The 21,737-nt window shown below is 60.2% G+C and carries 22 protein-coding genes and 2 pseudogenes; 9 read left to right on the forward strand and 15 right to left on the reverse strand.

Annotated features, from left to right (window positions below):
- Together J2X67_RS27780 and J2X67_RS27250 are read left to right on the forward strand one after the other, a co-directional pair.
- Positions 1–258: pseudogene (locus tag J2X67_RS27780) on the forward strand (IS3 family transposase); the annotation flags it as partial.
- Positions 255–1,103, forward strand: a complete 849-nt coding sequence (locus tag J2X67_RS27250) for an IS3 family transposase (RefSeq protein WP_409050549.1) — start codon at positions 255–257, stop codon at positions 1,101–1,103. The pseudogene J2X67_RS27780 and the gene J2X67_RS27250, both read left to right, overlap by 4 nt.
- 196 nt (positions 1,104–1,299) lie before the next feature.
- Here the strand turns inward: J2X67_RS27250 and J2X67_RS27255 are convergent, their stop codons facing one another.
- The 8 genes and pseudogenes from J2X67_RS27255 to J2X67_RS27290 form a co-directional block, all read right to left on the reverse strand.
- Positions 1,300–2,019: a phosphoribosylanthranilate isomerase gene (locus tag J2X67_RS27255; RefSeq protein WP_309958104.1), complete on the reverse strand. Its 720-nt coding sequence runs from the start codon at positions 2,017–2,019 to the stop codon at positions 1,300–1,302.
- Positions 2,020–2,093: 74 nt separating this feature from the next.
- A complete protein-coding gene (locus tag J2X67_RS27260; protein WP_309958105.1) occupies positions 2,094–2,753 on the reverse strand; it encodes a glutathione S-transferase family protein in 660 nt (219 codons plus the stop codon).
- A 173-nt stretch (positions 2,754–2,926) separates the two neighbouring features.
- Entirely contained in the window at positions 2,927–3,250 is a 324-nt protein-coding gene (locus J2X67_RS27265) for a hypothetical protein (RefSeq protein ID WP_309958106.1), read from the reverse strand.
- The gene (locus J2X67_RS27270) at positions 3,247–3,921 is read right to left on the reverse strand and encodes a hypothetical protein (RefSeq protein WP_309958107.1); all 675 of its coding nucleotides are present in this window, start codon (positions 3,919–3,921) and stop codon (positions 3,247–3,249) included. The genes J2X67_RS27265 and J2X67_RS27270 overlap by 4 nt, the downstream gene beginning before the upstream one ends.
- A gap of 78 nt (positions 3,922–3,999) precedes the next feature.
- Positions 4,000–4,485 (reverse strand): DMT family transporter, encoded by a 486-nt coding sequence (locus J2X67_RS27275; RefSeq protein ID WP_309958108.1) that lies wholly within the window; start codon positions 4,483–4,485, stop codon positions 4,000–4,002.
- Positions 4,486–4,520: 35 nt separating this feature from the next.
- Positions 4,521–4,706, reverse strand: a pseudogene (locus tag J2X67_RS27280) (Mor transcription activator family protein); the annotation flags it as partial.
- Between the two features lie 438 nt (positions 4,707–5,144).
- Complete coding sequence (locus tag J2X67_RS27285) at positions 5,145–6,476, reverse strand: hypothetical protein (RefSeq protein WP_309958109.1); 1,332 nt, start codon at positions 6,474–6,476, stop codon at positions 5,145–5,147.
- 364 nt (positions 6,477–6,840) lie between these two features.
- Entirely contained in the window at positions 6,841–7,182 is a 342-nt protein-coding gene (locus J2X67_RS27290; RefSeq protein WP_309958110.1) for a carboxymuconolactone decarboxylase family protein, read from the reverse strand.
- Between the two features lie 287 nt (positions 7,183–7,469).
- Between J2X67_RS27290 and J2X67_RS27295 the strand changes: the two genes are divergently transcribed.
- Positions 7,470–8,006, forward strand: coding sequence for a hypothetical protein (locus J2X67_RS27295; protein ID WP_309958112.1), 537 nt, complete (start codon positions 7,470–7,472; stop codon positions 8,004–8,006).
- A 185-nt stretch (positions 8,007–8,191) separates the two neighbouring features.
- Here the strand turns inward: J2X67_RS27295 and J2X67_RS27300 are convergent, their stop codons facing one another.
- Complete coding sequence (locus J2X67_RS27300) at positions 8,192–8,971, reverse strand: hypothetical protein (protein WP_309958113.1); 780 nt, start codon at positions 8,969–8,971, stop codon at positions 8,192–8,194.
- A 354-nt stretch (positions 8,972–9,325) separates the two neighbouring features.
- On the opposite strand from J2X67_RS27300, the gene J2X67_RS27305 reads away from it, so the two are divergent.
- Positions 9,326–10,309 (forward strand): DUF3829 domain-containing protein, encoded by a 984-nt coding sequence (locus J2X67_RS27305; protein WP_309958114.1) that lies wholly within the window; start codon positions 9,326–9,328, stop codon positions 10,307–10,309.
- A 104-nt stretch (positions 10,310–10,413) separates the two neighbouring features.
- Here the strand turns inward: J2X67_RS27305 and J2X67_RS27310 are convergent, their stop codons facing one another.
- On the reverse strand, positions 10,414–11,298 hold the full coding sequence (locus tag J2X67_RS27310; protein WP_309958115.1) for a LysR substrate-binding domain-containing protein: 885 nt from the start codon (positions 11,296–11,298) through the stop codon (positions 10,414–10,416).
- An 81-nt stretch (positions 11,299–11,379) separates the two neighbouring features.
- Here J2X67_RS27310 and argC point away from each other — a divergent pair, with 81 nt between their 5' ends.
- Together argC and J2X67_RS27320 are read left to right on the forward strand one after the other, a co-directional pair.
- Positions 11,380–12,309 (forward strand): N-acetyl-gamma-glutamyl-phosphate reductase, encoded by a 930-nt coding sequence (argC, locus tag J2X67_RS27315; RefSeq protein WP_309958117.1) that lies wholly within the window; start codon positions 11,380–11,382, stop codon positions 12,307–12,309.
- A 734-nt stretch (positions 12,310–13,043) separates the two neighbouring features.
- A complete protein-coding gene (locus tag J2X67_RS27320; protein WP_309958120.1) occupies positions 13,044–13,547 on the forward strand; it encodes an amidohydrolase family protein in 504 nt (167 codons plus the stop codon).
- A gap of 365 nt (positions 13,548–13,912) precedes the next feature.
- Here the strand turns inward: J2X67_RS27320 and J2X67_RS27325 are convergent, their stop codons facing one another.
- From J2X67_RS27325 to J2X67_RS27340, 4 genes are all read right to left on the reverse strand, one after another.
- The gene (locus J2X67_RS27325) at positions 13,913–14,551 is read right to left on the reverse strand and encodes a LysE family translocator (protein ID WP_309958121.1); all 639 of its coding nucleotides are present in this window, start codon (positions 14,549–14,551) and stop codon (positions 13,913–13,915) included.
- Between the two features lie 125 nt (positions 14,552–14,676).
- Positions 14,677–15,234, reverse strand: a complete 558-nt coding sequence (locus tag J2X67_RS27330) for an SMI1/KNR4 family protein (RefSeq protein ID WP_309958122.1) — start codon at positions 15,232–15,234, stop codon at positions 14,677–14,679.
- A 309-nt stretch (positions 15,235–15,543) separates the two neighbouring features.
- Positions 15,544–15,831 carry a hypothetical protein gene (locus tag J2X67_RS27335; RefSeq protein ID WP_309958124.1) on the reverse strand — a complete coding sequence of 96 codons (288 nt, stop codon included), beginning with the start codon at positions 15,829–15,831 and terminating at the stop codon, positions 15,544–15,546.
- Positions 15,832–16,115: 284 nt separating this feature from the next.
- Positions 16,116–17,267, reverse strand: coding sequence for a hypothetical protein (locus J2X67_RS27340; protein WP_309958125.1), 1,152 nt, complete (start codon positions 17,265–17,267; stop codon positions 16,116–16,118).
- Between the two features lie 377 nt (positions 17,268–17,644).
- On the opposite strand from J2X67_RS27340, the gene J2X67_RS27345 reads away from it, so the two are divergent.
- Both J2X67_RS27345 and J2X67_RS27350 read left to right on the forward strand, forming a co-directional pair.
- Complete coding sequence (locus J2X67_RS27345; RefSeq protein ID WP_309958126.1) at positions 17,645–18,469, forward strand: helix-turn-helix domain-containing protein; 825 nt, start codon at positions 17,645–17,647, stop codon at positions 18,467–18,469.
- A 10-nt stretch (positions 18,470–18,479) separates the two neighbouring features.
- Positions 18,480–19,025, forward strand: a complete 546-nt coding sequence (locus J2X67_RS27350) for an NADH-quinone oxidoreductase subunit B family protein (protein ID WP_309958127.1) — start codon at positions 18,480–18,482, stop codon at positions 19,023–19,025.
- 486 nt (positions 19,026–19,511) lie between these two features.
- Here the strand turns inward: J2X67_RS27350 and J2X67_RS27355 are convergent, their stop codons facing one another.
- Entirely contained in the window at positions 19,512–19,991 is a 480-nt protein-coding gene (locus tag J2X67_RS27355; RefSeq protein ID WP_309958128.1) for a GNAT family N-acetyltransferase, read from the reverse strand.
- Between the two features lie 469 nt (positions 19,992–20,460).
- On the opposite strand from J2X67_RS27355, the gene J2X67_RS27360 reads away from it, so the two are divergent.
- Positions 20,461–21,483 carry a hypothetical protein gene (locus J2X67_RS27360; protein WP_309958129.1) on the forward strand — a complete coding sequence of 341 codons (1,023 nt, stop codon included), beginning with the start codon at positions 20,461–20,463 and terminating at the stop codon, positions 21,481–21,483.
- Positions 21,484–21,737: the final 254 nt, after the last annotated feature.

A 21,737-nucleotide genomic window follows, 5' to 3' on the forward strand; every position in this document is an offset into this window, starting at 1 on the left:
GACCTGGTGGCAGAGTGGAACCGGTTGTACGCCGCTCATGGGGCGGCAGCCTTGCAGCCTGGGTGGAAGTGGGAACAGACGAGGATGAGCAAGCCGTCGAGCAAGCGCAATGACCGCGAAGCGGTGACGAACGACCAACGCAGCCGCGAGGAGTTGCTACGCGATCTCCAGCAACTGCGCGCGGAGAATGCTTACCTAAAAAAAGTGCAGGCCTTGGCTCGAAGCAAGTCGCGCTCGGCGCCCGTGAAAGGACGTTGATCGTGCTCGAGTTGAGGCCGTACTTCCCTCTCGCCGATCTGCTGCGCGCTGCTGAGCTGGCGCGCAGCAGCTTCTACTACCAGCTGAAGGCTCTCCGCACAGGTGATAGGCAATGCGACCTGAAAGCGAAGATCCGCGAGATCTTCAACCGTCACAAGGGTCGGTATGGCTATCGCCGAGTCACCGCCGAACTGCGCCAGCGAGGTCTCGTTGTCAACCACAAGACGGTCCAGAGGCTGATGGTCGAGATGCAGTTGAAGTCGCTGGTCCGCCCTAAACGCTACAAGACCTACGACGGCGCTGCTTCCGAGACGGCCCCGGACCGCTTGGAGCGCGACTTCACAGCAGATGAGCCCAACCAAAAGTGGGTGACCGACGTGACCGAGTTCAAGGTGAACAACCAGAAGCTGTATCTGTCGCCGGTGATGGATCTCTACAACCGCGAGATCGTGTCGTACGAGATTGCAGAGCGTCCGCTCCCGATCATGATAAAGAACATGCTCACCAAGGCGTTCAACCGGCTCGACTCAGGCCAGCGACCGATCCTGCATTCGGACCAAGGATGGCAGTACCGCATGCCTGTGTACCGCAAACGCCTACATCAAAGCGGGGTCGTCCAGAGCATGTCCCGGAAGGGCAACTGCTATGACAACGCGGCCATGGAGAGCTTCTTCGGAACACTGAAGTGCGAGCTGTTCCATCTCAAAAAGTTCGACACGACCGAGACATTGAAAAACGCCCTTCACGACTACATTCGCTACTACAACGTGGATCGCATCAAGCTCGGGCTCGGCGGCCTGAGCCCGGTGGCGTACAGGATGCAGGCTGCCGCGGCACCCGCATGAAACCATAACTGTCCGAGGTTTGGGGGTCGGTTCAATCCTTGGTGGACACCATCGTCATGGACACTCGCCCGCAGTTCAAGACGGGATCAACGCGCGCTTACCAACCATCGACTTTCGGTGCAGTTGCGCAGCCCCAACCCCAAGGTCGCATGCAGCGCAAAGTTGCGGTTATGACGCACAGCGCGCTGACTCGCCCTCAGCCAGGTGAAGCGCCGCGCTCATCTGCATGACCGATGGTTCCACCGTAAAGCTCTGCGTCTCTTGCTTGAACCGCAGCGATGTAGGAGGCGAGTTTCACGCCGTCCAATCGCCCTGCAGTCCTTACGCCGGAGCAGATGTCCAAGCCATACGGCCGTACGAGCCTGATCGCCTCAGCCACGTTGCCAGGCGAAAGCCCTCCCGCGAGGAACACCGGGCGTCGGGACCGCCGGACGAACTCGGCGCTAACAGACCAGTCGTGAATGCGCCCCGTGCCACCAAGCAACGGAATCGGCGCCGTGGGCGATCCGGAGTCGAGGAGGAACGAGTGCACGAACTCTTCATACTCGCCGAGCAATTGCAATGCGTCAGCACCTTCGACGTGAATGACCTGCACAATGCGCAGCGCGGGCATGCCTTCACGCAGCCGTTGCAGTTCACGAGGCGCGATATGGTTGACGATCTGCACAGTCGTGACCTGGCATCTCGAAACATGATCCATGATTGCGTCTGCACTGCATTCCTGCGTGAGGAGGAATGCTGAAATGGCGGCTGGCAGATCTCTGGCAATCGCCTGAATCGCGTCGTCTTCAATCACTCCGGGACCGCTGGGCATTGCTCCCACCAAACCGAGTGCGTCAGCTCCCGCCCGTATAGCTAACTCCGCCTCATCGCTGGAGCTAATGCAGCAAATTTTTATTCGGGTTCGCATTGTCATTCACATGGGAAAATAGCTGAATGTTGGGCGCGCCGCAAACAGTCGGGATCGCGGAGCGGCGGCAGAACGTCAATTCAAATATACGGCGAAGAAAGCCCTTCATTTGCTAACACGCGCTGTACCGAGGTACGCGCCAGCATACGGAGAAGGTAGGGGCCCAAAAAACTGCGATCGCGTGCGGGCGTCGTTCGATCAAAGTTGCGGGTCCAGCGGCATAGCGTAAATGCATAGGCATCAAGGGCGGTGTACTCCGCTCCCATGAACCAAGGCCCACCTGTTCGCGCCACCTCAGCGTCAAGCTGGCTGAGCATGCTGTCAATACGCTCTTCGGCGTTGCGCTTGAGCTCAGCCACACCAGCGTCGTTGCCCGCATCCATCCAGCGATGAGCGTAGAAATAAATAATCAACGCCGCTTGCAGCGTATTCGTCAGCCACATCATCCACTTATAGAACTGGGCGCGCTCGGTTGTGCCCAACACAGGCGCAAGAGCTGAGTGTGGATGCGCATCGCATAGATACAGCGCAATCGCGGCCGTCTCATACAAGACCGTGTCCGAGTCCGTGTCGGTTAACACGGGAACATGGCCGTTCGGATTCAGACGCAGGTATGCCGGGTCGCGATTTGCCTGCTCCCCGGTGTTGACAAGCACGCGCTCATAAGCAACGCCAATTTCTTCCAGAAGGATATGTGGAATCATCGAAGCGCTGCTTGGCGCGTAGTGAAGACGGATCATGTGCCAAGGTACTTAATTTGCGATACACACGACAAGACCGCCTGATAAGGCGAGTACATGTGGAACATTTTTGATCAACTTAGCTTGTGGCAGTCGCGAAGCCGCGATGCGAACTATGTCACGCAGAAGACCAGCTTGAGGCTCCTGCAATTACAGGTTGCATAGAACAAACTCTACGGAATTTGGTTTTCGGTGACCTTGGCGTGAAAAACATGTACCGCACTGACCTCAACGCTCTGCGGCGGACGAAGGAAACCTGAAGCGTTGATCTGCGCGACGGTCCTAAGATAGCTTTCGGCGCAATCTAGTGCAGCAGCAGCCGCTTCCGTCTCCCACAATGTCAAAACGGCACACTCTTCAGCGCGACGGTACATCGTGACGGCGACAAAGCCCGGTTGACTGCGGAACATCTCCAGCGAGACGCTCTGCGCAAAGCGCTCGTACTCCTCAGCCCTACTGAGGTCAATGCGTGTGCGCCAAAGCCGTGCAACTGTCATTTATCGGTCTCCCGAAGAGAAAATGGAAGCAGCAGACACGCGCCACAGAGCGCAATAGCTCCAGTCGCTGCACAGAAGATCGAGTGCGATGCGTCGCGCACCGATGTCCCAAGCAAGACGCTGACTGAAAATATTCCAAGATTCAGAAGGCTTGCATGATACGAATTGATAGTGCCTCTGGAGGGCTCCGACAGCAAGCTGAGCCTCGCATGGTGCAACGGACCGGCCCCTCTATATCCAAATGCCCAAGGCAACCCCAGTAAAGCCAACTGTATTCCCGAACGCACTGGCAGTATGAACGCGAACAGCCCCGCGGCGGAGACCAGCGCAAGTAGCGGCAAGGCAGCTTCCCCCAGCGCTCGCCGCAAGCACCCGCTCATGAGGTTTCCTAGTATCACCGCCGTACCGAAAAGGCCCGACAGCAAGCCCAATTCGGCAGGAGTCATTTGGAGCTTTTTTGCTGCCACTTCGGCGACGACTGCGCCGAAGCCTGCAACCCATCCCAACCATAAGTAGCTCGCAGACAATTGCCGCAGGACGCCTGGCACATTCAACGCGCGCCGGTGTGCGGCAGTGAATGTGGTCTCGCGCTCGACCAATGGAAGGCGAGCGATGAATGCGAGCGACACGATCAGGCATCCGCAGAGACTGATGAATTTGAGCGGCTTCATTGCATGCACCAGAGAGCCTCATCTAGGAGCGTGTGATCGTCGAGTGAACTGCCAAGCGCGTTGCATTCGCGATCGCCGTCATCCGCCAGCCCCGGTTCGCTGGTGTGCTCGCAAGGAGGCAAGCATTCCCAAAATGAACAATGTCGCCGCCGCAGCTTCGGTCAATCGCGGCCATCTGCCGTCCCAAGCGAACGAATAGAGCAACGCGAACACTGTCTCGCTCACGATAAGTTGGCCGCAAAGATCTGCGGGCAGGCGCTGGCTTGCGACATTCCACAATACTGTTGCCAGCCAAGAAGACCCAATCCCAATTGCGAGGCTAATCAGGATGAAGCCTACAGGATCGGCCTTTGACTGGACTGAACTGATGTCACTGCCGGCCAGCAACCACAAGACAACAGCACTCGCGCCCGTGGCAACGCCTAGCCAGTTCGCCCAGTCGGTTGCATGCAATTCAGGGTAACGGCGCAACCAAGCAGCGTTGAGAAGACCGTACGCCGTCCAGCACAACATCGCGCCCAAAGCGAGAACAATTCCTTTGATAAGGTCGGGCCTATCGCCCATTGCCCCTTGGCCAAGGCAGAAGGGTGCAGTTCCATTTACTTCTCCCCGCAAAGCAGTGTCGCAGGCGTCAGGTCGTACTCCCGAGCCAGTTCGAACAGGTTGCGCCCATTGAACCGCTGCACGATCTCGCACGGCACCCGTTGACGCTCTTCCGGCGTACGCTTGGGCAGGTACAGGCGCGCCCCACCCAGCCGGCAGATCAGCCGCTCCATCAGGGAGGCCGCGGCCTCCTTGGTCGCTCACACCCCGAAGGCACGCGCTACCGCGCACGCCTCCGCTTCGATGATGGCCAGGGATCCGCCGACAGCCCCCCAACGACGTTGAAACCGATTCGCCTCAGTTGGGCAATGTCTCTGGCTAGATTTCGCTCAGAACTTCAAATCTACCCGGCAGGTATGACGATGTTGAATAGCGCCGGCGTCGCAAGATCTCCGCAATCTTTCTCAAACGCCTCAGCCGTGTTTTCCTCATGCCGCGTGTGCAAAGAGTTCCGCCGGTAGCAGTCACCGGCCGGGTTGGACCGGTGTGTCAACGGCGGGGCGGTCAACCTTCTGACGGTAAAGCATTTTCTTTCTCGCGCGCTCTTCGACTCAAACTACCCAGTATCCCTGAGCCGGCGCGATTCAATGATCGCGCCCGGCCAGTTCCGGTGTCCAGACTTAGGGCTTAGAAAGCTTTCGAACGCTGTTGTTGAGGCTGTCGGTCACATAGAGATCACCATTTGGTCCTACCGCAACGGCGCTTGGATCCGCGAACCGCGCGGCAGCGCCAACGCCATCTGCCGCGCCTGCCGTCTCACCCTTTCCTGCCAGTGTGGCGACAATGCCCGTCGGGAAGATTGCACGAACCGTATTGGTATCGGTCACATAGACCATCCTTCCAGGACCTACAGCGATCCCCTGCGGGAAATTGAATTTCGCGGCGGAACCCTCGCCGTCCACATTCCCGCGAGTCGATCCGGCAAGGACCGTGACGTGGGATTCGTTCTCGATCTTAAGCACTCGATGAGTTGCTTGATCGGTCACAAAGAGAGTGCCATTCCCATCTACGGCAACTCCAAACGGAGCGCCAATCGAAGCGTCCAGCGCAAGCGTCTTCACGCCCCCCGTGCTGCCATGCTTCGTGATCTTTGAAGCCGTGAAGTCCGCCACGAACAGATCACCCGCCGCGTTCATTGCCACACCGGTGGCGTTGACGAATGGCCCAAGTCCCAAGGTCCGACCGTCAGGGAAGATTTTGTAGACGCGCTGCCCGGCATGGCCAGCAACAAACATCTCCCCAAAGTTGTTGAACACCAAGTGCCCTTGACCAGCCATTGCCTCGCCGTTCAACGGCCGCGTTGTGACCGTTCCGTCCAAGGCGAGCGAGCGAATCGCGGCATTTCCGCTATCCGAGATGAGAAGATTTCCGCCAGCGTCGAATGTCAATCCCATGGGAGCGGCAAAGCTCGCGGAGCTTCCCTTCCCGTCAGCCGCGCCCGCCGATTGGTCATCCGCGCCAGCAAGCTTTGAAACAGCTGCTGTCGGAGCACCGCAAGTCACAGCCACGGTGTTGATGTCTGTCAATGCTGTGCCGCTTCCCTCTGCGACGGCACATTGCTGCCAAAGCGGCGCAGCGCTGACAGTCACTGCGTAGGCCGTGCCATTCGCTAGCGCAGTGGGAAACTTGAAATCTCCGTCGGTGTCGACTTTAAGAATATTTGTGCCGTTCAATAGCAAAGTGACTGGTCCAAGCAGACCTGAAACCTTGCCGCCGATGCTGAAGCTCGCGTTCGGGTTGCCTCCGGGGGCAGGGGTACCGCCGGGGCCAGGATTGCCGGGATCGCCTCCAACTGGACCAGGAGGCTGCGATTGCCCTCCACCAGCATTGGGGAGAGGGAAGAAGCCGGCGCTCCCGCCACCGCCTCCCCCACCGCACGCCGCCAGAAGTCCGACCGCGCCAGCGAGCGTGGCCGTGACGGCCCAGGATTTAACAGATCTGGTTTTTTGCACGTGGTTCCTTTGCATGAATCTCCGCCCTCGGTCTAACTAGTCCCAAGTGTGATTCACGGCGCATTGAACTCAATACCCTGCAATCGCAGGGCTTCCGCGTGCGTCTGAGTCTGATAGTGCGGGGACATCCCATCTACTTGCTGCCTCAACGATCAGCGCGGCACACGTTGCTGAGCAAGGATCTGCCGTACATACCGCGGTGTGAGTCATACGCCCGCGCCACCTCGAACAGGTTGCGCCCATTGATCCGCTGCACGATCCTCCGCGGAACCCTCTGACGCTCCTTCGCCGTGCGCTTGGGCAGGTACCGAATGCGAAAGCCCGCTTGCTTCGAGCGTCGACCAAATCACTACTTGTGCAAAGCTTAGGACGTGGGTTGCTGGGCCCCGAAAAGATCCTTGGCTTTGAGAATCGCGGAGACGGCGTTCGGCCAACCTGCATAGAAAGCTACATGGGTTATGAGCTCTACAAGTTCGTCCTGCGTCACGCCGTTTTCTACCGCACGGGGAAAGTGGAATCCCATCTGCTCCGTTTTTCCGAGGGCTACCAGCGCGGCGCATGTAATCATGCTGCGGTCGCGTTTGGAGAGCTCGGGACGCTCCCATATGTCCTCGAACAGTGTCTGATCGGTGAGTTGCGCCAGCTTGGGTGCGAAATCGCCGAAAAGGCGGGTTGCGCTTTGGTCGGGTGTGCCTGTTTGCGCCATTGATCTTTCCTAGGTTGGAGAAGCGGACCAGCCCGCAGTGGCTCGAATGTAACTGCGGCGTCTCGGTTTTAAGTTCCGGGTGTTCCGTTGTTGCGACAAGCGGCCACGCCCCATATCTTGGTGTCCGCATCATCATGCTTTTGCATAAAGGGGGAGGCTGGCTTTGTACCTCGCCTTGCGGGTCATACTTGTGCTGCGCCGGCGACGGGCTGCGGCAAATGCGCTGCGATCGAGCGCAAGCTGCACATCTCGATTTTCAGATCAACTGAGCACCTTGGGGTACCTGAATGAGACAAGCCCAATCTCTCACCGGCCTGGTTAGATGCCTCATCGGCGCTTCGGTTGTTTTCACCGTTTTGGCGAACGCACAAGACGCGGCGGTCACGCCAAAGTTCGAGGACTATCCGGCTGGAGCGAGGCACAGGGGGCCGAATCACCCGCTGGTATTGGACGGCGAGTTCTCCCGCTCCTACCGCACCCGATTGCGCAAGGCGATCGCCCTGCGTAAGCCTGAGTTCGCTGGCCGCTACATCGTCGCGCGCTGGGGCTGCGGCGGCAGCGGATGCAGCATTGGCGCAGTGATCGACGCGTCGACCGGCCGTGCCATACCATTGCCTGGCCCAGTGATGAGTGTTCATCCGCTGAAGCCTCAGTACGCGCACGAAGACGGGCAAGAACTCATCTACCATCTGTCGAGCCGTTTGATGATTCGGGCGGGCGACATGGACCGAGAAGACGGCAAAGACGTGATCGAGTTCCACGAACTGCGCAACGGAGAGTTCCGCCTGATCAAGACTTCTCCGTATGGGCGTGCCCCGCCCTGATCGATCTGCCAACAACCGTGAATGACTCTTGGCAGACGATGCGCCCCGCGGTCCAGCGGCTCGGTGGTGCAGGAAATTGGATCTCTCAGCTTCGGCATGAGTCGTGACCCATGCGTTTCATCCGACACTCAGGCTGGCGCGTGCGCTTCCGTCGGCAGGGCCACCCGCGATGCGTGGCATGAGCTTCAGGCATGGGCAAACTGGTACCTGACAAAAGCGCCCGCGCGATCTTCGGTAAGCTTAAGGACTGCCTCCTGCAACCTGAGCCAGATTTCGCAATCTCGCCGGCGCAGGGCGAGATCTGCTTTTGGAGCATCCATGTTGGCGACATCTGCCCAGACGTCCGGCTCCAATTGCAAGGAATCGATCACGCCTGTCTCATCGATCTGCGCATCGGTCACAGCGGCCATCGGCTGGAGTCGTGCGTCGCGGATGACCTGTGCCATCGCGACATAGCCCGCATCCTCGAGCGCAGGTGAGAATCGTGAATAAAGTTTGGCCTGGTCCTGCACAAGCTCCGGGTGCAAGCCGAGATAGCAGGTATCACCACCTCGATCGAAGAGCACTTTGATCTGCTCCGTTTTGACTTTCATGAACGCGATCGCGGCTGCATCGGACGTGATGGGAAGTCGTTTCTCGAGAACAATCCCGAATTCCCGGCCCATGCTTGCATACGCCGCTTCCGCAATCGCCCCGGCCTTGATATCGACTTCCAATTTGTCGAGAACCCGCTTGTACGTGTCCGGCTCATGCTCTTTGAGCGCCACGTACGTCACATTTTTCAGCAGCTCACCCTCGATGCTGCTTGCCAAGACGAGCCTGTCGATGCGAGGCTGCACCAGTGACTTGCCAGCCGTCCACGAAACGGCAAATATGACGAAGTAAATGATCCGCTTGCCGGTGGCACCAGCCGTCTCGAACCGTCGCAACCAGGACACCGTGACGAGCAAAGCCAGCACGCCCATGGCCAACGGTCCCAACCAATTCATCCTGATCCCTTTTCTATCCAGCAACGTCTGGATCTCCGTTGGGCGTTGGATGCCCGATCGCAGTCGAGAGTGTTGCCCGCCAGGAAGCAGGCCGTACAGTCACTCAAGAGTCGGATTGACAGTGGTGCCTCACCGACACAGCCTTCCTGACTGCAGTCGGTGGTCCCAGCGCCCGATGCACTGGCGCGCACCAAGATCGAGTCTTACTTGTCTTTCGCTCCGTGCTCGCCCCTGCGGCGGTCAAACTGGCCAATCTCTCCCGCTCGCGCTCTTCAAATCCTGCCCATGCAGGAATGATGTTCCGATGTCCGGCAACTACGATCAGATGCGATGAACCCTCGAACCATTTCAGACGCAAGATCGTCGCTCCGAAGGATCGGTGGACTGCTGCCGTTGCTTTGCGCCCTGCTCTTGGCTGCTTGCCGCAACGACATACCACCGCCCGCTGCGCCCGTTTCCACGAATGCGGCTCCGCCCGTGCAGCAAGCGCCGCCGGCGGCCCTGGACGCCCAGTCGACCGTCAAGAAGATGAATGCGTATACCGAAGGCTTCAACAAGCTGTCGGACAGCTTCGGACTCAGGGATACGATGAAGAGGTACTTCGACGTGAACGTACCGGCCCGCAGTGCAAAGGACGATATCGGCGTAGGCGCAGGCTGGATTGCACAGGCGGTTCCCGCTTTGAAGCAGGGCCGTGCGATCAAGGCCGCGGACACCGAGGCTCTGGATGCACAAGCCGATACGCTGATCGAAGCGATCGATCGACTGGTATCGCTGATGAGGGAGATCGAACCCTATTTCACCTCCAAGGCCTACAAGACAGACAACTTGGCCAAGGGCATGGCGCAAGACATCCTGATCCGCCAGGCGTTCAAGGACAGCCACGATGCGTACGAGGCGTTCGAAAAGGGGCTAGAGGAAGTCCATCGCCGCAGCGTCGATGCGGAGATCGCTGCACTGAACGCGCAGGGTAACCGGAAGATGTACGCCGCTCGGCTCGGTATGCAGCAGGCAAAGGATGTCATCGGAAGCTTCAACGATGGCGCGAGCCTCAGGAACGCAGACAGCTATGCAAAGGCGGATCGCCTCGTCAGCGGACTCGAGTCCACGCTGACGCTTCAGCGCGAGGTGGAGAAGACCTTGCCGGAAAACGCGATCCGTATCAACTACCGCCAACTGACCGATTCCCTGACAACGATGGTCGGAGAGTACCGGTCTCTCAAGGAGAGTCGTGACGCCGCTCGCTTCAATCAGATGGTGCGGCATTTCAATGTCGCGGTCGGCGCCGTTAATGCCCTGAACGAAGGCGACTGAGATTCAAAAGGATCGGTGCAGCCGCTCTAGGATTTGCGCCCCCAGGGGAGCACCTTGATTTTCATGGGTCGGCGGTTGGCCCTTCGCGGCCATGTGGTGTTCATTCAGGGGCGAGCCGCCCTTGCGAGAGCCTGTTGCACATGGTAAACGGGCCCCTCTTCTTCGCCCTGGCGCGAGACGATGCCAAGCTCTCGCCACAAAGGAGGGCTGAGCGGACGAACGACGATCCGCGGATCCTGGGTCGCGCTTGCCGCCTCCTGTGGCAACAGCGCCGCGCCGTACGAAGCGGCAACAAGATTGCGCGCGGCATCCGCATAGTTGGTTTCGATGTGAGCCTTGCAATGCACGCCGGCAGCAGCGAACCATTCAGCAGTTTGCCGGAACAGGCTGGTGGAAGCGTCGTTCAGGATGAGGGGCTTTCCCGAAAGCCACTTTGCGCTCAGGCGCGCCGGTGGTTTCCACTGCGCAGGCACGAGGCCCTGCACTGGATCGCGCCGCCAGCGCTGGATACGTACGCCGGGAAGCGAGTCCTGCGGGAGCGCGACGACAGCGATGTCGATACTTGCCGCAGCGACGCGCATCACGCTTTCTCGGGAAGTGAGTATGACGGGGCGCAGTTTGACCGCAGGCGCGAGCTGCTGGAGGGCTTCCAGCACCGCTGGCAGAAGATGCACCAGCACACTCGTGGAGGCGCCGAGCCGCACCTCTCCGCCCCGCCCCGCGAGCGCATCGCGGACTTCCTCGACGGCAAAGTCGGCGTCGGCCAGAAGTCGCCGCGCCCGATCGACAAATCGCTGGCCGATTGAAGTGGGAGCGGCTCGACCGCCGCCCCGCAACAACAGCCGCACGCCGAGCCGCCTCTCAAGATCCGCGATGTGCACCGTGACGGTGGGTGGGGCGATGTGCAGCGCTCGAGCGGCCGCGGCAAGCGATCCCAACTCGACGGCAGTCACCAGTGTGCGCAGATGGTCCAGACTGATTTCTCTCATGCACCGAGTTTACGGATTCTGAATGGGCGCTTCAATTTTTTTAGCTGGCGCTAACGCCGCGAGGCACTTAGATTCACGGCCATGAATACCCGTATCTTCATCGATGGCGACCAAGGCACAACCGGCTTGGACCTTCGCCGAAGGCTGGAGCAGCGCCCCGACCTGCGCTTGATCACCCTGCCCGAAAAGTTTCGCAAAGACCCGGAGGCACGACGGCAAGCACTGAACAGCTGTGATGTCGCAATGCTTTGCCTGCCGGATGCGGCAGCCCGCGAAGCTGTCAGCCTCGTCTCAGAGCCCGGCGTGCGAATCATCGATGCCAGTTCGGCGCACCGAGTCTCCGAGGGGTGGACGTACGGTTTGCCTGAACTCGATTCAGCCCAGGCGGTTCGGATCGGAAAAGCCTCACGCGTGAGTAACCCCGGCTGCTACCCGACCGGCGCCATCCTGCTGCTGCGGCCGCTGATCGATGCCGGGATTCTCGACGCCGCGCAGCCGTTGTCCATTCACGCCATTTCCGGCTATTCGGGCCAGGGGCGAACTGGCGTTGACCGCTTCGAAAGACCGGGGGAGCCTAAAAAGGGCGTGCAGATCTACGGGCTGGGGCTGGAGCACAAGCACGTCCCGGAGATCCGACGCCACGCCGGCCTGTCGGTCGATCCGATCTTCATTCCGGGGTATGGCGCGTACAGACAAGGCATCGTGCTGACCATTCCCATCCACTTCGAATGGCTGCGCTCCGGAACCAGCGGGACCATGCTGCAGGAGTGCTTGCACGCGCGCTACGAAGCATGCGCGCACGTGCGGGTTGAGGGGCTCATGGACCCGGCGCACGCCAGTGAGCTGGATCCTCAAGCGCTGAACGGTACCGACGAGGTCACACTTACCGTGGCGGCGAACGACCGGACGGGGCAGGCAGTGCTTTGCGCGGTATTCGACAACCTCGGCAAAGGCGCTGCAGGCGCTGCGGCGCAGAACCTGAATCTCCTGGTGGGCGACCCAAGTTCCTGAGGGGGTGAATGCCCGTTAAGCCGCTTAGCTCCTTCTTCGGGCAGGCTTCACCACTGCGGATGCCCGAGGCCTTGAACGGGAGCGCCGTTCCTTCGTCTCATGGCTAACCGCTTAGTGAGCTCGAGTGCACGCAAGAAGGTCGTTAGCGAGGAACCGGGGCCTCACATATAGCAGTGTCGACCATTTGTAGCTTCCAGGTCGGTCGCGGCGCTAACCCGCTCACCCCCGGGTCTCCCATCGATGCTAGTGCCGGGGTGCACCCAACGGCAGTCCTGCGTGTGCAGGATGGATTCGTGCGCGACAGCATATTGCGTGGGCCTGCAGAATTCGCCAGGTCTTCGGCCGCGTCGGCTTTCTTCTCCAACACCCGATGGCCTGTCCGGCGACTCCTGCCGGCCGCTGGCGTAACGAGCGCCCGGGAGCAAGCAGCTCGGAAGGTCTTCGTAGAATTCCCCGCTTTTATTCACTCTACATGCCCTGCGCCATCGCCACCGTGACGCGAGTCATCCGTGCCGCATGCGTGACCCTTGTTTCTATCAACGCTTTGGCCGCAGCACGATGCCTCCGAGCCAGTGCGGCGGACTCGTCAGTCCTTGCAGCGCGATGCCATAGAGCCTTCGGCGCGCATGCCGCCTGGTGCAGGGTCCGTCGTTTCCCTTTGTGGATGCTCATGTGCATCTGAACAGCCTGTCCATGCAGTTGGAACTAATGGCGCGCTGGGGCGCGGTCGCGCGGTGGTTTTCTGGGGTGGGCGCAGCAGCAATGATTCGGTCGATCGAGCCGTCCGGGAGCACCCGGGCGCGTTGATTCCATTTACGTCCATATCGCCCGAGCGCACGGCCTATCGGCCGCAATGGGAGCAACACAGCGGAGAACTCTTGCGGCAGCTTGATGAAATGCTGACAACCGGCCTCTACAAAGGAACCGGAGAGATCTCGGCGGCGCACCTCCCATCGGCAGGTTTTGCCGAGACCGACTTCGACGTGAACGGTCCGATGATGACCTGCATCCTCGAGCTGGCCTGCAAGCACAAGGTGCCGGTGAAGGTGCATGTGGAGAGTACGCGGATGGCGGCGCTTTCGCAATTGCTTCAGCGGTTTTCGGATGTGCCAGTGATCTGGGCGCATGGCGGGTACACACCGCTGTTCCTCGCTCGGCGCATGCTGGCGCAGCATCCGAACCCGTACTACGAACTCAGCGCGCGCACCTGGCCGCATCATCCCCGCTCGCCCGACTAACCATCTTGCGCGATGGCACGCGCGTGTGGCCGGAGTGGCTCGAACTCATCAAGGAACAGCCCGGACGCTTTCTGGTGGGCACCGATGCGAGTCACCGGTCGGCTTCAAGCGACGGCATGAAGTACGCCGCGTCCAGTGCTTTTGGCCCAGCTGTCCCCGGTTGCGCGTGAAGAGGTGGCGAGGGGCACGCTGATGCGACTGGTTGGGATTCCTTGAAGACTCGGCCATACAGCCCATCTGCAATTCGACGCTTCATCGCAGGCAGTCGCTCTGGCGTACTGCCAGTTCCGCACCGCCCGAGACCACACGAAGGCGGATACACGGGGCGACCGCCTATAGCCCACGCTCTGTTTCGGGATGCGCGGCTACGTGTCCTTCGCCACGCGCCTCACGGTGGCGAGAAGAGCGCCCGCGCCAATGAAAGTGACACCCGATAACCAGTTGAACGCCTTTGCCCTGCCCTTGGCTCGCAACCAGGGAGAAAGGCGGGAGGCGAATGCTGCATAGGACATGAGCCAGAACAGCTCGAAGAAAACGAAGGTGCCGCCAAGGATTGCGAATTGGTACAGCTGGGATGCAGCGGGATTGATGAATTGCGGAAAGAACGCGGTGAAGAAAAGCAATGCCTTTGGATTGCTTGCTCCCACTAGAAAGCCTTTCGCGTAGAGCGCCTTTCGGCTAGACCGGCCGGCCATGCCAACCGGGAGGTCGAAACTGGACGTTGTGGAGCGAAGCGTCGCGATCCCGATGTAGAGAAGGTACCCGACGCCGAACCACTTGATCGCATGAAAGAGTGGTTCGGAAGCCGCGAGCACGGCACCTACGCCGACGGCGGAGCAAGCCATGATGCCGACCACCGCGGTGACGCTTCCAATGGCCGAAAAAAAAGTCCGGCGGAGTCCATGATTCACCGCATTGGATACGCACATCAGGACACTGGGACCCGGCGTGACAGTCAACACAAACACCGCGACAACGTACAGAAGCCAAGTTTCAAGAGACATAGGATCCTAACAAGTGGGAGCGCATTGTGGAGGATTTGACCCGGCGGCAGGCGCCTTTGACTTCTCTATTGAAAGCGCCTGGATTGGGATTCATGCCTACTGCCAGGCATCCATACCGCCGACGTCTATCTCGATGCCGAACGGAGGTGCTCGGCGTCGACCCATTGGGACGCGGTGATGTCGTTCAGCATCACCTCTAGAAACGCCTCGTACGAATCAGCAAGCACACGCTTTTCGTCCTCGTCTCTGCCGAAGGTGACCACCTGCCCTTGCCGTCCCCTCACGTCCGGATCCAAGTCCAAACCAACGTAGTTGCCGCTATTGTCATGGGTGATCGGGATCCATTTTGGATTGGAATACATCAGCTTGATGCATTCAGGCGGCTCGGACGAAAAATCTTCCAAATCCGCGTCTTCATCGGCTTCGATCGCGCGCCACATGTCCCATTGGAATTTGATGCCCGATGTGGAGAGAAGCACTCCGCCTCGATAGAAGGCGTATCCATCATAGGACTGGCCGTCGTGCTCCATGAGGAATTCCTTCATTCGTGCAGGCAGACCGACGCCGATATGGTCCTCGAGTTCGGCAATTTCCTGTGGGGATGCCCCGCGATTGATCGCACTGGCCTCCAACAGGCGCTCGCGGACGAGAACACGCTTGATTTCTTCCCATTCTTTGCTCATTCGAACTCCAGTGGCCACTGTCTCATGCAGCCTTCGCGAAAGAATAGCCTGCAAGGAAGCTCCTGCAGAACTGCAGATGCATGAGAACCTCCGGGGCTTGATTGGGGCTGGAAGGGAAGAGGACGCCGTCTTGAGGGTTGCTGCGCGAGGCGTGAGTGCATCGTCGCGCAGTCGCAGATGCTCTCTGTACGGTTGCCGGCTCGCAAGCCCCTTCCGGTCGACGGATCCTGTAACTGCTTGGAGGCGCCGCATCAAGGAAATGAAGGGCGTGTCGCGCCTGCGCAAGCAGCATCCTCACGGAACCGGGCTTCAGACCGAAGACGGCGGCTCGGTTTTTCGGTGCTGATCAATCGCTTGTTGGATCCTTTTGACAAGAACATCCACTTCGATGTTCGGATTGGCCGCGACATTTCTGAGCCAACGGCCACTCGGAAGAGTGGTCAACGATGCCGCGTTTTCCGGCAGGTTGGCGTGTATGTCCGCGATGAGGGAATGATCGCGTGGTCGCCAGACGACGACGCCGGTCGCGGGCGCCATGAGCAACTCCAGCGATGTGTCTGCAGCGACAAAGCCCGCGAGTTGGTCGGCCGCAGCCATGCAGCGATCGATCTGCTTCGCAAGACCCTCGCGGCCCCATGCACAGAGCGTCGCGAGCAGAGGTACCGCCGCAGCGCCGTGCGATCCCAGGACACGATGTTCGGCACATAGGCATGAGCAGTTTCCTTTCTGTTTCCAATACTGTGGGCAGCGACCGACATGCCAGACGTAGTCCCTCGCAGTTCCACGTTCAACGGGTGGCGCGCGAACTTGCGATCCGCCGCTCCGACGGCCGCCCGATTGGCCTGCCGCTCGAGGCGGTCACGACATCAGTGGCATGAGGCTCAGGAACTGGGACGCAGCTTGCGGATTTGGTGATTGCCGCAGTCCGCGACGTAAATTGTGCCGTTCGACGTGACTGCCAAGCCCTCGGGGTCGCGGAATTTGGCCTTGTTGCCCAGCCCATTGGTCGCCCCGGAATCGAACGCCACCCCTGCAATCGTGGACACAAAGCCGGAAGCAGAAATCTTCCTGATCGTATGACTGCCTCTTTCCGCGAAGAAGATATCGCCCTTGGGACCCACGGCAACAGCGACGGGTGCGCTCAACAAAGCGTATTTCCCCTGTCCGTCTGCGTGTCCTGCGGTCCCGGAGCCCGCCAGGGTCGACACTTCACCCAGTGTCGATATTTTCCGGATGGTATGACCTTCCGGATCTGCAACATAAGTATTTCCCGTCGCATCGATCGCGATCGCCTTCGGGTACTTGAACTGGGCATTGCTCCCGCTCCCATCAGCGTCGCCCTTGATCGAGCCAACAAAGGTGGTTACCGAATCGTTAGTCGGATTCAATGTCTTGATCTTGAGGTCCCCGGCATCGGCGACGATGTAGTCACCGTTGGCGCCCAGAACGGCGCCGCTTGGCCCCATCAACTTGCCAACCCCCCAGCGTTCTTCAGTTTTGCCATCGGGCGAGAACGCTGAAACATAGGTGTTGTCAGGCGACGAGACAATGTATCTGCCAATGGGGTCCACCATGATTCCGGAGATCACCGATCCATTGGCGTTGTACAGAAGTTGGGTCGCGACCGTGCCCTGTTCGATGGTACGGATCCGGTGCTTGCCGGTGCCGGCACCGTCGGCAACCACCAAGCTGAAGTTCGGCCCATTGGCGATGGCCGTGGGGCAACTGAATTTCGCAGCTTCGCCGGTTCCGTCTTCGAATCCTTCCGTCTGCGTGTTCGAACCAGCAAGCAGGGAGACCGTGTAGGACTCGCTGTCAGGCGTTCCTGAGTCGGGGGGGGTGCCCGGATTGCCAGTATTTCCTGGCTCCGCGGTATTGGGACTCGTCGGGGCGGTGGGTGCAACAACAATCGGCGTCAGCGGCAACCCACCACCACCGCCGCTTCCACCACCGCCGCCGCAGGCCGCAGCAAGAAGAGTTGCTGCCAACGCAAGGCTCGTGGAAGCCGTCCGGCGGAGATCAAAATATTTCACGCAAATTTCCGTTTGAATTGAACAAGCCAATGGCACTGCGACGCAGCAGGCACAGGCGCTCACAATCTAAAGCGCGAGCAATGTTTTCCGAATCCTGCGGGCGCAGGATTGCAATGGATAGACCCGAAGCGGGCGCGAGTGGGGTCCGCGACTGCGGCATGACGGTCACTCGGACGCGAGGGTCTTGTGCGCATGCAAATGTCGTGCTGTCCAGGGCATTGCCGCTGCGGCGCGCGCCCGCCTCCACCGCAGCGCTCTCGTCGCCTGTGTTTCTTGCGCTAGGGGCACATCGAAAAACCGCGTGGCTGCTCGCGCAACATACGGACGGGGACCGGGAGGTGCAACACCTCCTTTGATGCGACCGCGATAATGTCCCAATGCGCCAGTCGGATTCGGTCATCGTCGAGAAGGCGCCGCCTGCCCTGCAGCCGCTCGTCCTATGCGCCATCTGGCGGGATTTCACCGGTTCGAGTTCCGCAGAGCAGGTGCACGCCAACGCGTATGCGAGCCTCAATGTGGTGCTGCACGGCGTGGTAGAGGCGCCCAGACGCAGCGTCTGTCCGCGCTACTTTGTCACCGGGCCGTTTGCGCGCCCCTTGGCAACTGCGGTGCGTGGACCGCTTCGGTCAGTCTGCTTGGTCTTTCAGCCCTGGTTGCTAAAGGACATCTTTGCGCTGAGCCCGGCTTCGCTGGCCGACAGCGTCCAGGCGATCACGCCGTGGCCCACCATTCAGGCCCGTCAATGGATGACCGCGCTTGACCGCTCCGCGCCTGGCGATCCGTCATTCTGGAAAGCCATCGCCTCGGCCATTCCGGTGGACGCGCGGCGTTGTTTCGATGCGCTTGCGCTTCCAATGCTGCGTGATCACGGCACACGCGCGGCCACACGTGCTTCTGGCCTTGGAGAGCGCCACTATCGACGGGTGTTCTTGCAGCATCTGGGACTGTCTCCAAAGACATGGATGCGCCTGCAGCGGTTCGATGCATTTGTCCAAGCGTTGACTGACAACACGTCGTTAAGTGCGCTGGCGGCCCACTCGGGCTACGCAGATCAAGCTCACATGACACGCGAAGCCAGATCGATTGCAAACCATCCGCCCGGGCAACTGCGAACAGGGATTGCACAACGTCGATGGGCGCTCTGGGCGCTCATGCCGGCCGAAGTCCGATTTGTTCAAGACCAGGAGTGCGGACCTTTCTAAGCTCTCTCTGATGAATCTGACAGAGAACGACGCTTCGAACAAAACGGGCGAGACCGGCTATCTGGTTACAACGGTGGAAGACGCGATCGCCGCTGCTCATGCCGGCAGCCTGTGGTATCTCACATTCGGGCTTGCGTGCTGTGCGGTGGAGATGATGCATACGGCTGCGGCACGCTACGATTTCGACCGATTTGGAATGATTCCCCGCGCCAGCCCGCGTCAGGCGGATCTGATGATCGTCTCGGGCACGCTGACCAACAAGATGGCCCCCGCTATTCGCAGGGTGTACGACCAGATGGCGGAGCCGCGCTACGTGATCTCCATGGGTTCATGCGCGAACGGCGGCGGCTATTACCACTATTCGTACTCGGTGGTTCGAGGGTGCGACCGCATCATTCCCGTCGATGTCTATGTGCCCGGCTGTCCACCCACTCCTGAAGCCCTGTTGTATGGGGTGATGCAACTGCAACGCAAGATCCAGGGGGGACGAGTTATTCACCGAGGCCAGGGCGAGGCGCCACCGCGTCGCCGAAGCTGGTTCAGGTTCCTGGCTTGATCTTTCGGGAAGCTGGATAGCCCAGTGCGCAGGCCCGAGACCGCACGCGGATGAGCTCAAGGAAGAAGCGCACACCTCCAGATACGGGGCGACAAGCACCGCAACACCGGCGAGCAAGAGTCCGAACTGCGGCGCAGCATTCAAAAGCAGGAACTCACGCACACGTACTGCATAAGCTCCCCGCGCTAGTGCGAATGCATGGCCGCCATGGCGTCGAGCCGCTGCTAGCATGGTTTGGGGCGATCAAGTTTCTTTTTCCCAAGTTTTCCCTTTCGCTGATCGTCTCTTCGGCCTGCCGCACGCAGGCTTTTTTTTGGGTGGATGGTCCTGTGACGCGCCGACGGCGTCGGGGGTGAAAAGCAGCGCGCGCGTGAGCTCGCGAGGGCATGCACTTGATTCTGCTCGGGGCCTTCCGGCGTGTTGTGAGCTTGGCACACACCGCATTTCCCGGTTCCGCCGGGTGTTCGGCCTCCCGATAAGCGAGGACTAACGCTGGGGGTGGCCGGTCAAAGACCTGCGCATCAGGGCGTTCCGGAACGTGACGCCGCGAAGGACCGGGTGGCATCGCTCCACCACGTGAAAACCTCGGCTGGCAAAGAACGGTTCGGCCGTGAGGCTGACGTGCGAGAAAAGTTGCTCCAAGCCGCGGCCCGCAGCCTCTTCGTCAATTCGATCCATGAGCAGCCGCGCTGTTCCCCTTCGAGGCAGATAGCCCGACACAAAGAATTGGTCGATATACCCGTCCGGCTGCAGATCGGCAAACCCCACAGGCTCCAGACCCAGGACCGCCACGAAAGGACGGTTCGTCCGCAGTCGATCGCTGAACTCTTCCACGCAGAGATCGGCAGGCGCCCACGCCTGAACTTGCTCCGCCGAGTAGTCACGCGAGGCAATCCGATGGACCGCGCTTCGGAACACGGCCAACAGTGGGGCCTCATCCCCGGCTTTGAACGGGCGGACTTTCATTGGATGCATATCAGGACAAATCTAGCCGATCAGGGCTGCAGCCCTGGATCGCAAGGGGTAATCGTGAAGCGGGCCGAAAGGAAAAAAAAGGCCCGCGGAAGCGGGCCAAAGGAACAGCCGCCGACTAGCGAGTGGGAGAAGCGCCGGCGGGCATACCAATGCTAAACGCGGACATCAAATGGCGCGCCATGCATTTGCATGAAGTTCTTTGACTCTTGCCTGCTCATTGGCGCGCCAGCTCAGACCCAGCTGCAAGCTCAACGGCCACGTACCAGTCCGATGAGATGCCCGGAAAGGCTGGGCCACAGTGCGCGTCGCTCCCAACGCCGGACGGCTCGATGACCTCACCATGTCATGCAAACGCAGAATGCACTTGCCATGGCAGCGCCTTTGAGAATTGGCGCATGTACAAGCTCGCAGAAGTGTCGATACAAGAGGATGGATCTGCGCTCGATATGTGTACGGCACCATGATCAAGCCGGCCCAGCTCTGGCTCTCGATCTTTCTCGCCGGTTTCGCCGTTCTCGCATGCCTTCTGACTCAGAGCCTTCTCACACCGGTTCCATACGGCGACCTCACCCGCATCGGCCGCATTTCCGAGAATGAGTTCGGCTGGCGTGGGGCGCAGCCTGCCGTGGAGTTGGCCCAGCTCCATGGTGTGCCGGTGGAGCAAGCAGACATTCTTGTGATCGGTGACAGTTTCTCGGCCACGCATGTCTGGCAGTCTCGACTGGGCCGCGCGGGCTACGGCGTCGCCACCGTGTTCTGGGACAGCATCGGGGAACGCCTCTGCAGCGACTTCGACGATTGGCTCCATGCCTCAGGATTTCGCGGCAAGTTGGTGGTCATCGAATCTGTCGAGCGTATCGTCTCCATTCGTCTGGCACACACGCATGGGTGCGAACGCATGGACAGGCCGCTGAGCGCGCTGACCGCGCCGCGGGCACTGCCGCACGAGCATGTGCCCGGCTTTGCCTTGAATTGGCAAGCGCAGTTGATCTCCGGCTGGCTGACGTACCGCTGCACGCGTTCGGCTATGGCGGGACGTGCCGCCCGCGACTGCGATCCGCAGACCGTCGCCCGCCCGGTGAAGGCCGGCTGCGAGCGCTTCTCCCATCGCCGGTGCGACACCGCCCTCTTCCTCGCCGCGGACAGGGAACTGGGCGAAATCACACCAGCACATGCTGCGCAGATGCGAGCCTTCAGACAGGCCCATGCTTCAGTCCCCATTCTGTGGATGGTGGTGCCCAACAAATGGACCGCTTACCTTGACCCCTCGCACTCCCGGGCGTTCGCCGAGGCGCTGGTAGAGAATGACCTTGGCCCCGACCTCTTCAGCTTTGCCCAGCGGCAGAAGATGGCGATGCGCGATTTCTACTATCCGAATGACACTCACATTTCTACGCAAGGCCAGATCGCCCTCGGCGAGCGGATGCTCCAGGCAGTGCAACACACACTCGGGAGAAATCACGCGACACTGAGGGGCGCTTGACAGAATGGATGCGATGCTCGCCACACGCCGCGGATGCGGCACCGTTGAGCGTATGCCCGCGAGGAGCGCGGCCAGCCGAACCTCCAGCGCGAACTCCTATTGGAGAATAACCAGCCAAGGATAAATTCACATGCTGGCCTCATCGGCAGGAGGTGCACCCGATCCCTTGTCCGAGCGCGAGCGCTCGGCACGCTGGAATCCGCTCGGCTATGTCTCCGAGACGCCGTACCGCTGCATCGACGATCTGCAGCGCA

The organism is Variovorax sp. 3319, from assembly GCF_031456585.1.
GTDB classification, from domain to species: domain Bacteria; phylum Pseudomonadota; class Gammaproteobacteria; order Burkholderiales; family Burkholderiaceae_C; genus Variovorax; species Variovorax paradoxus_P.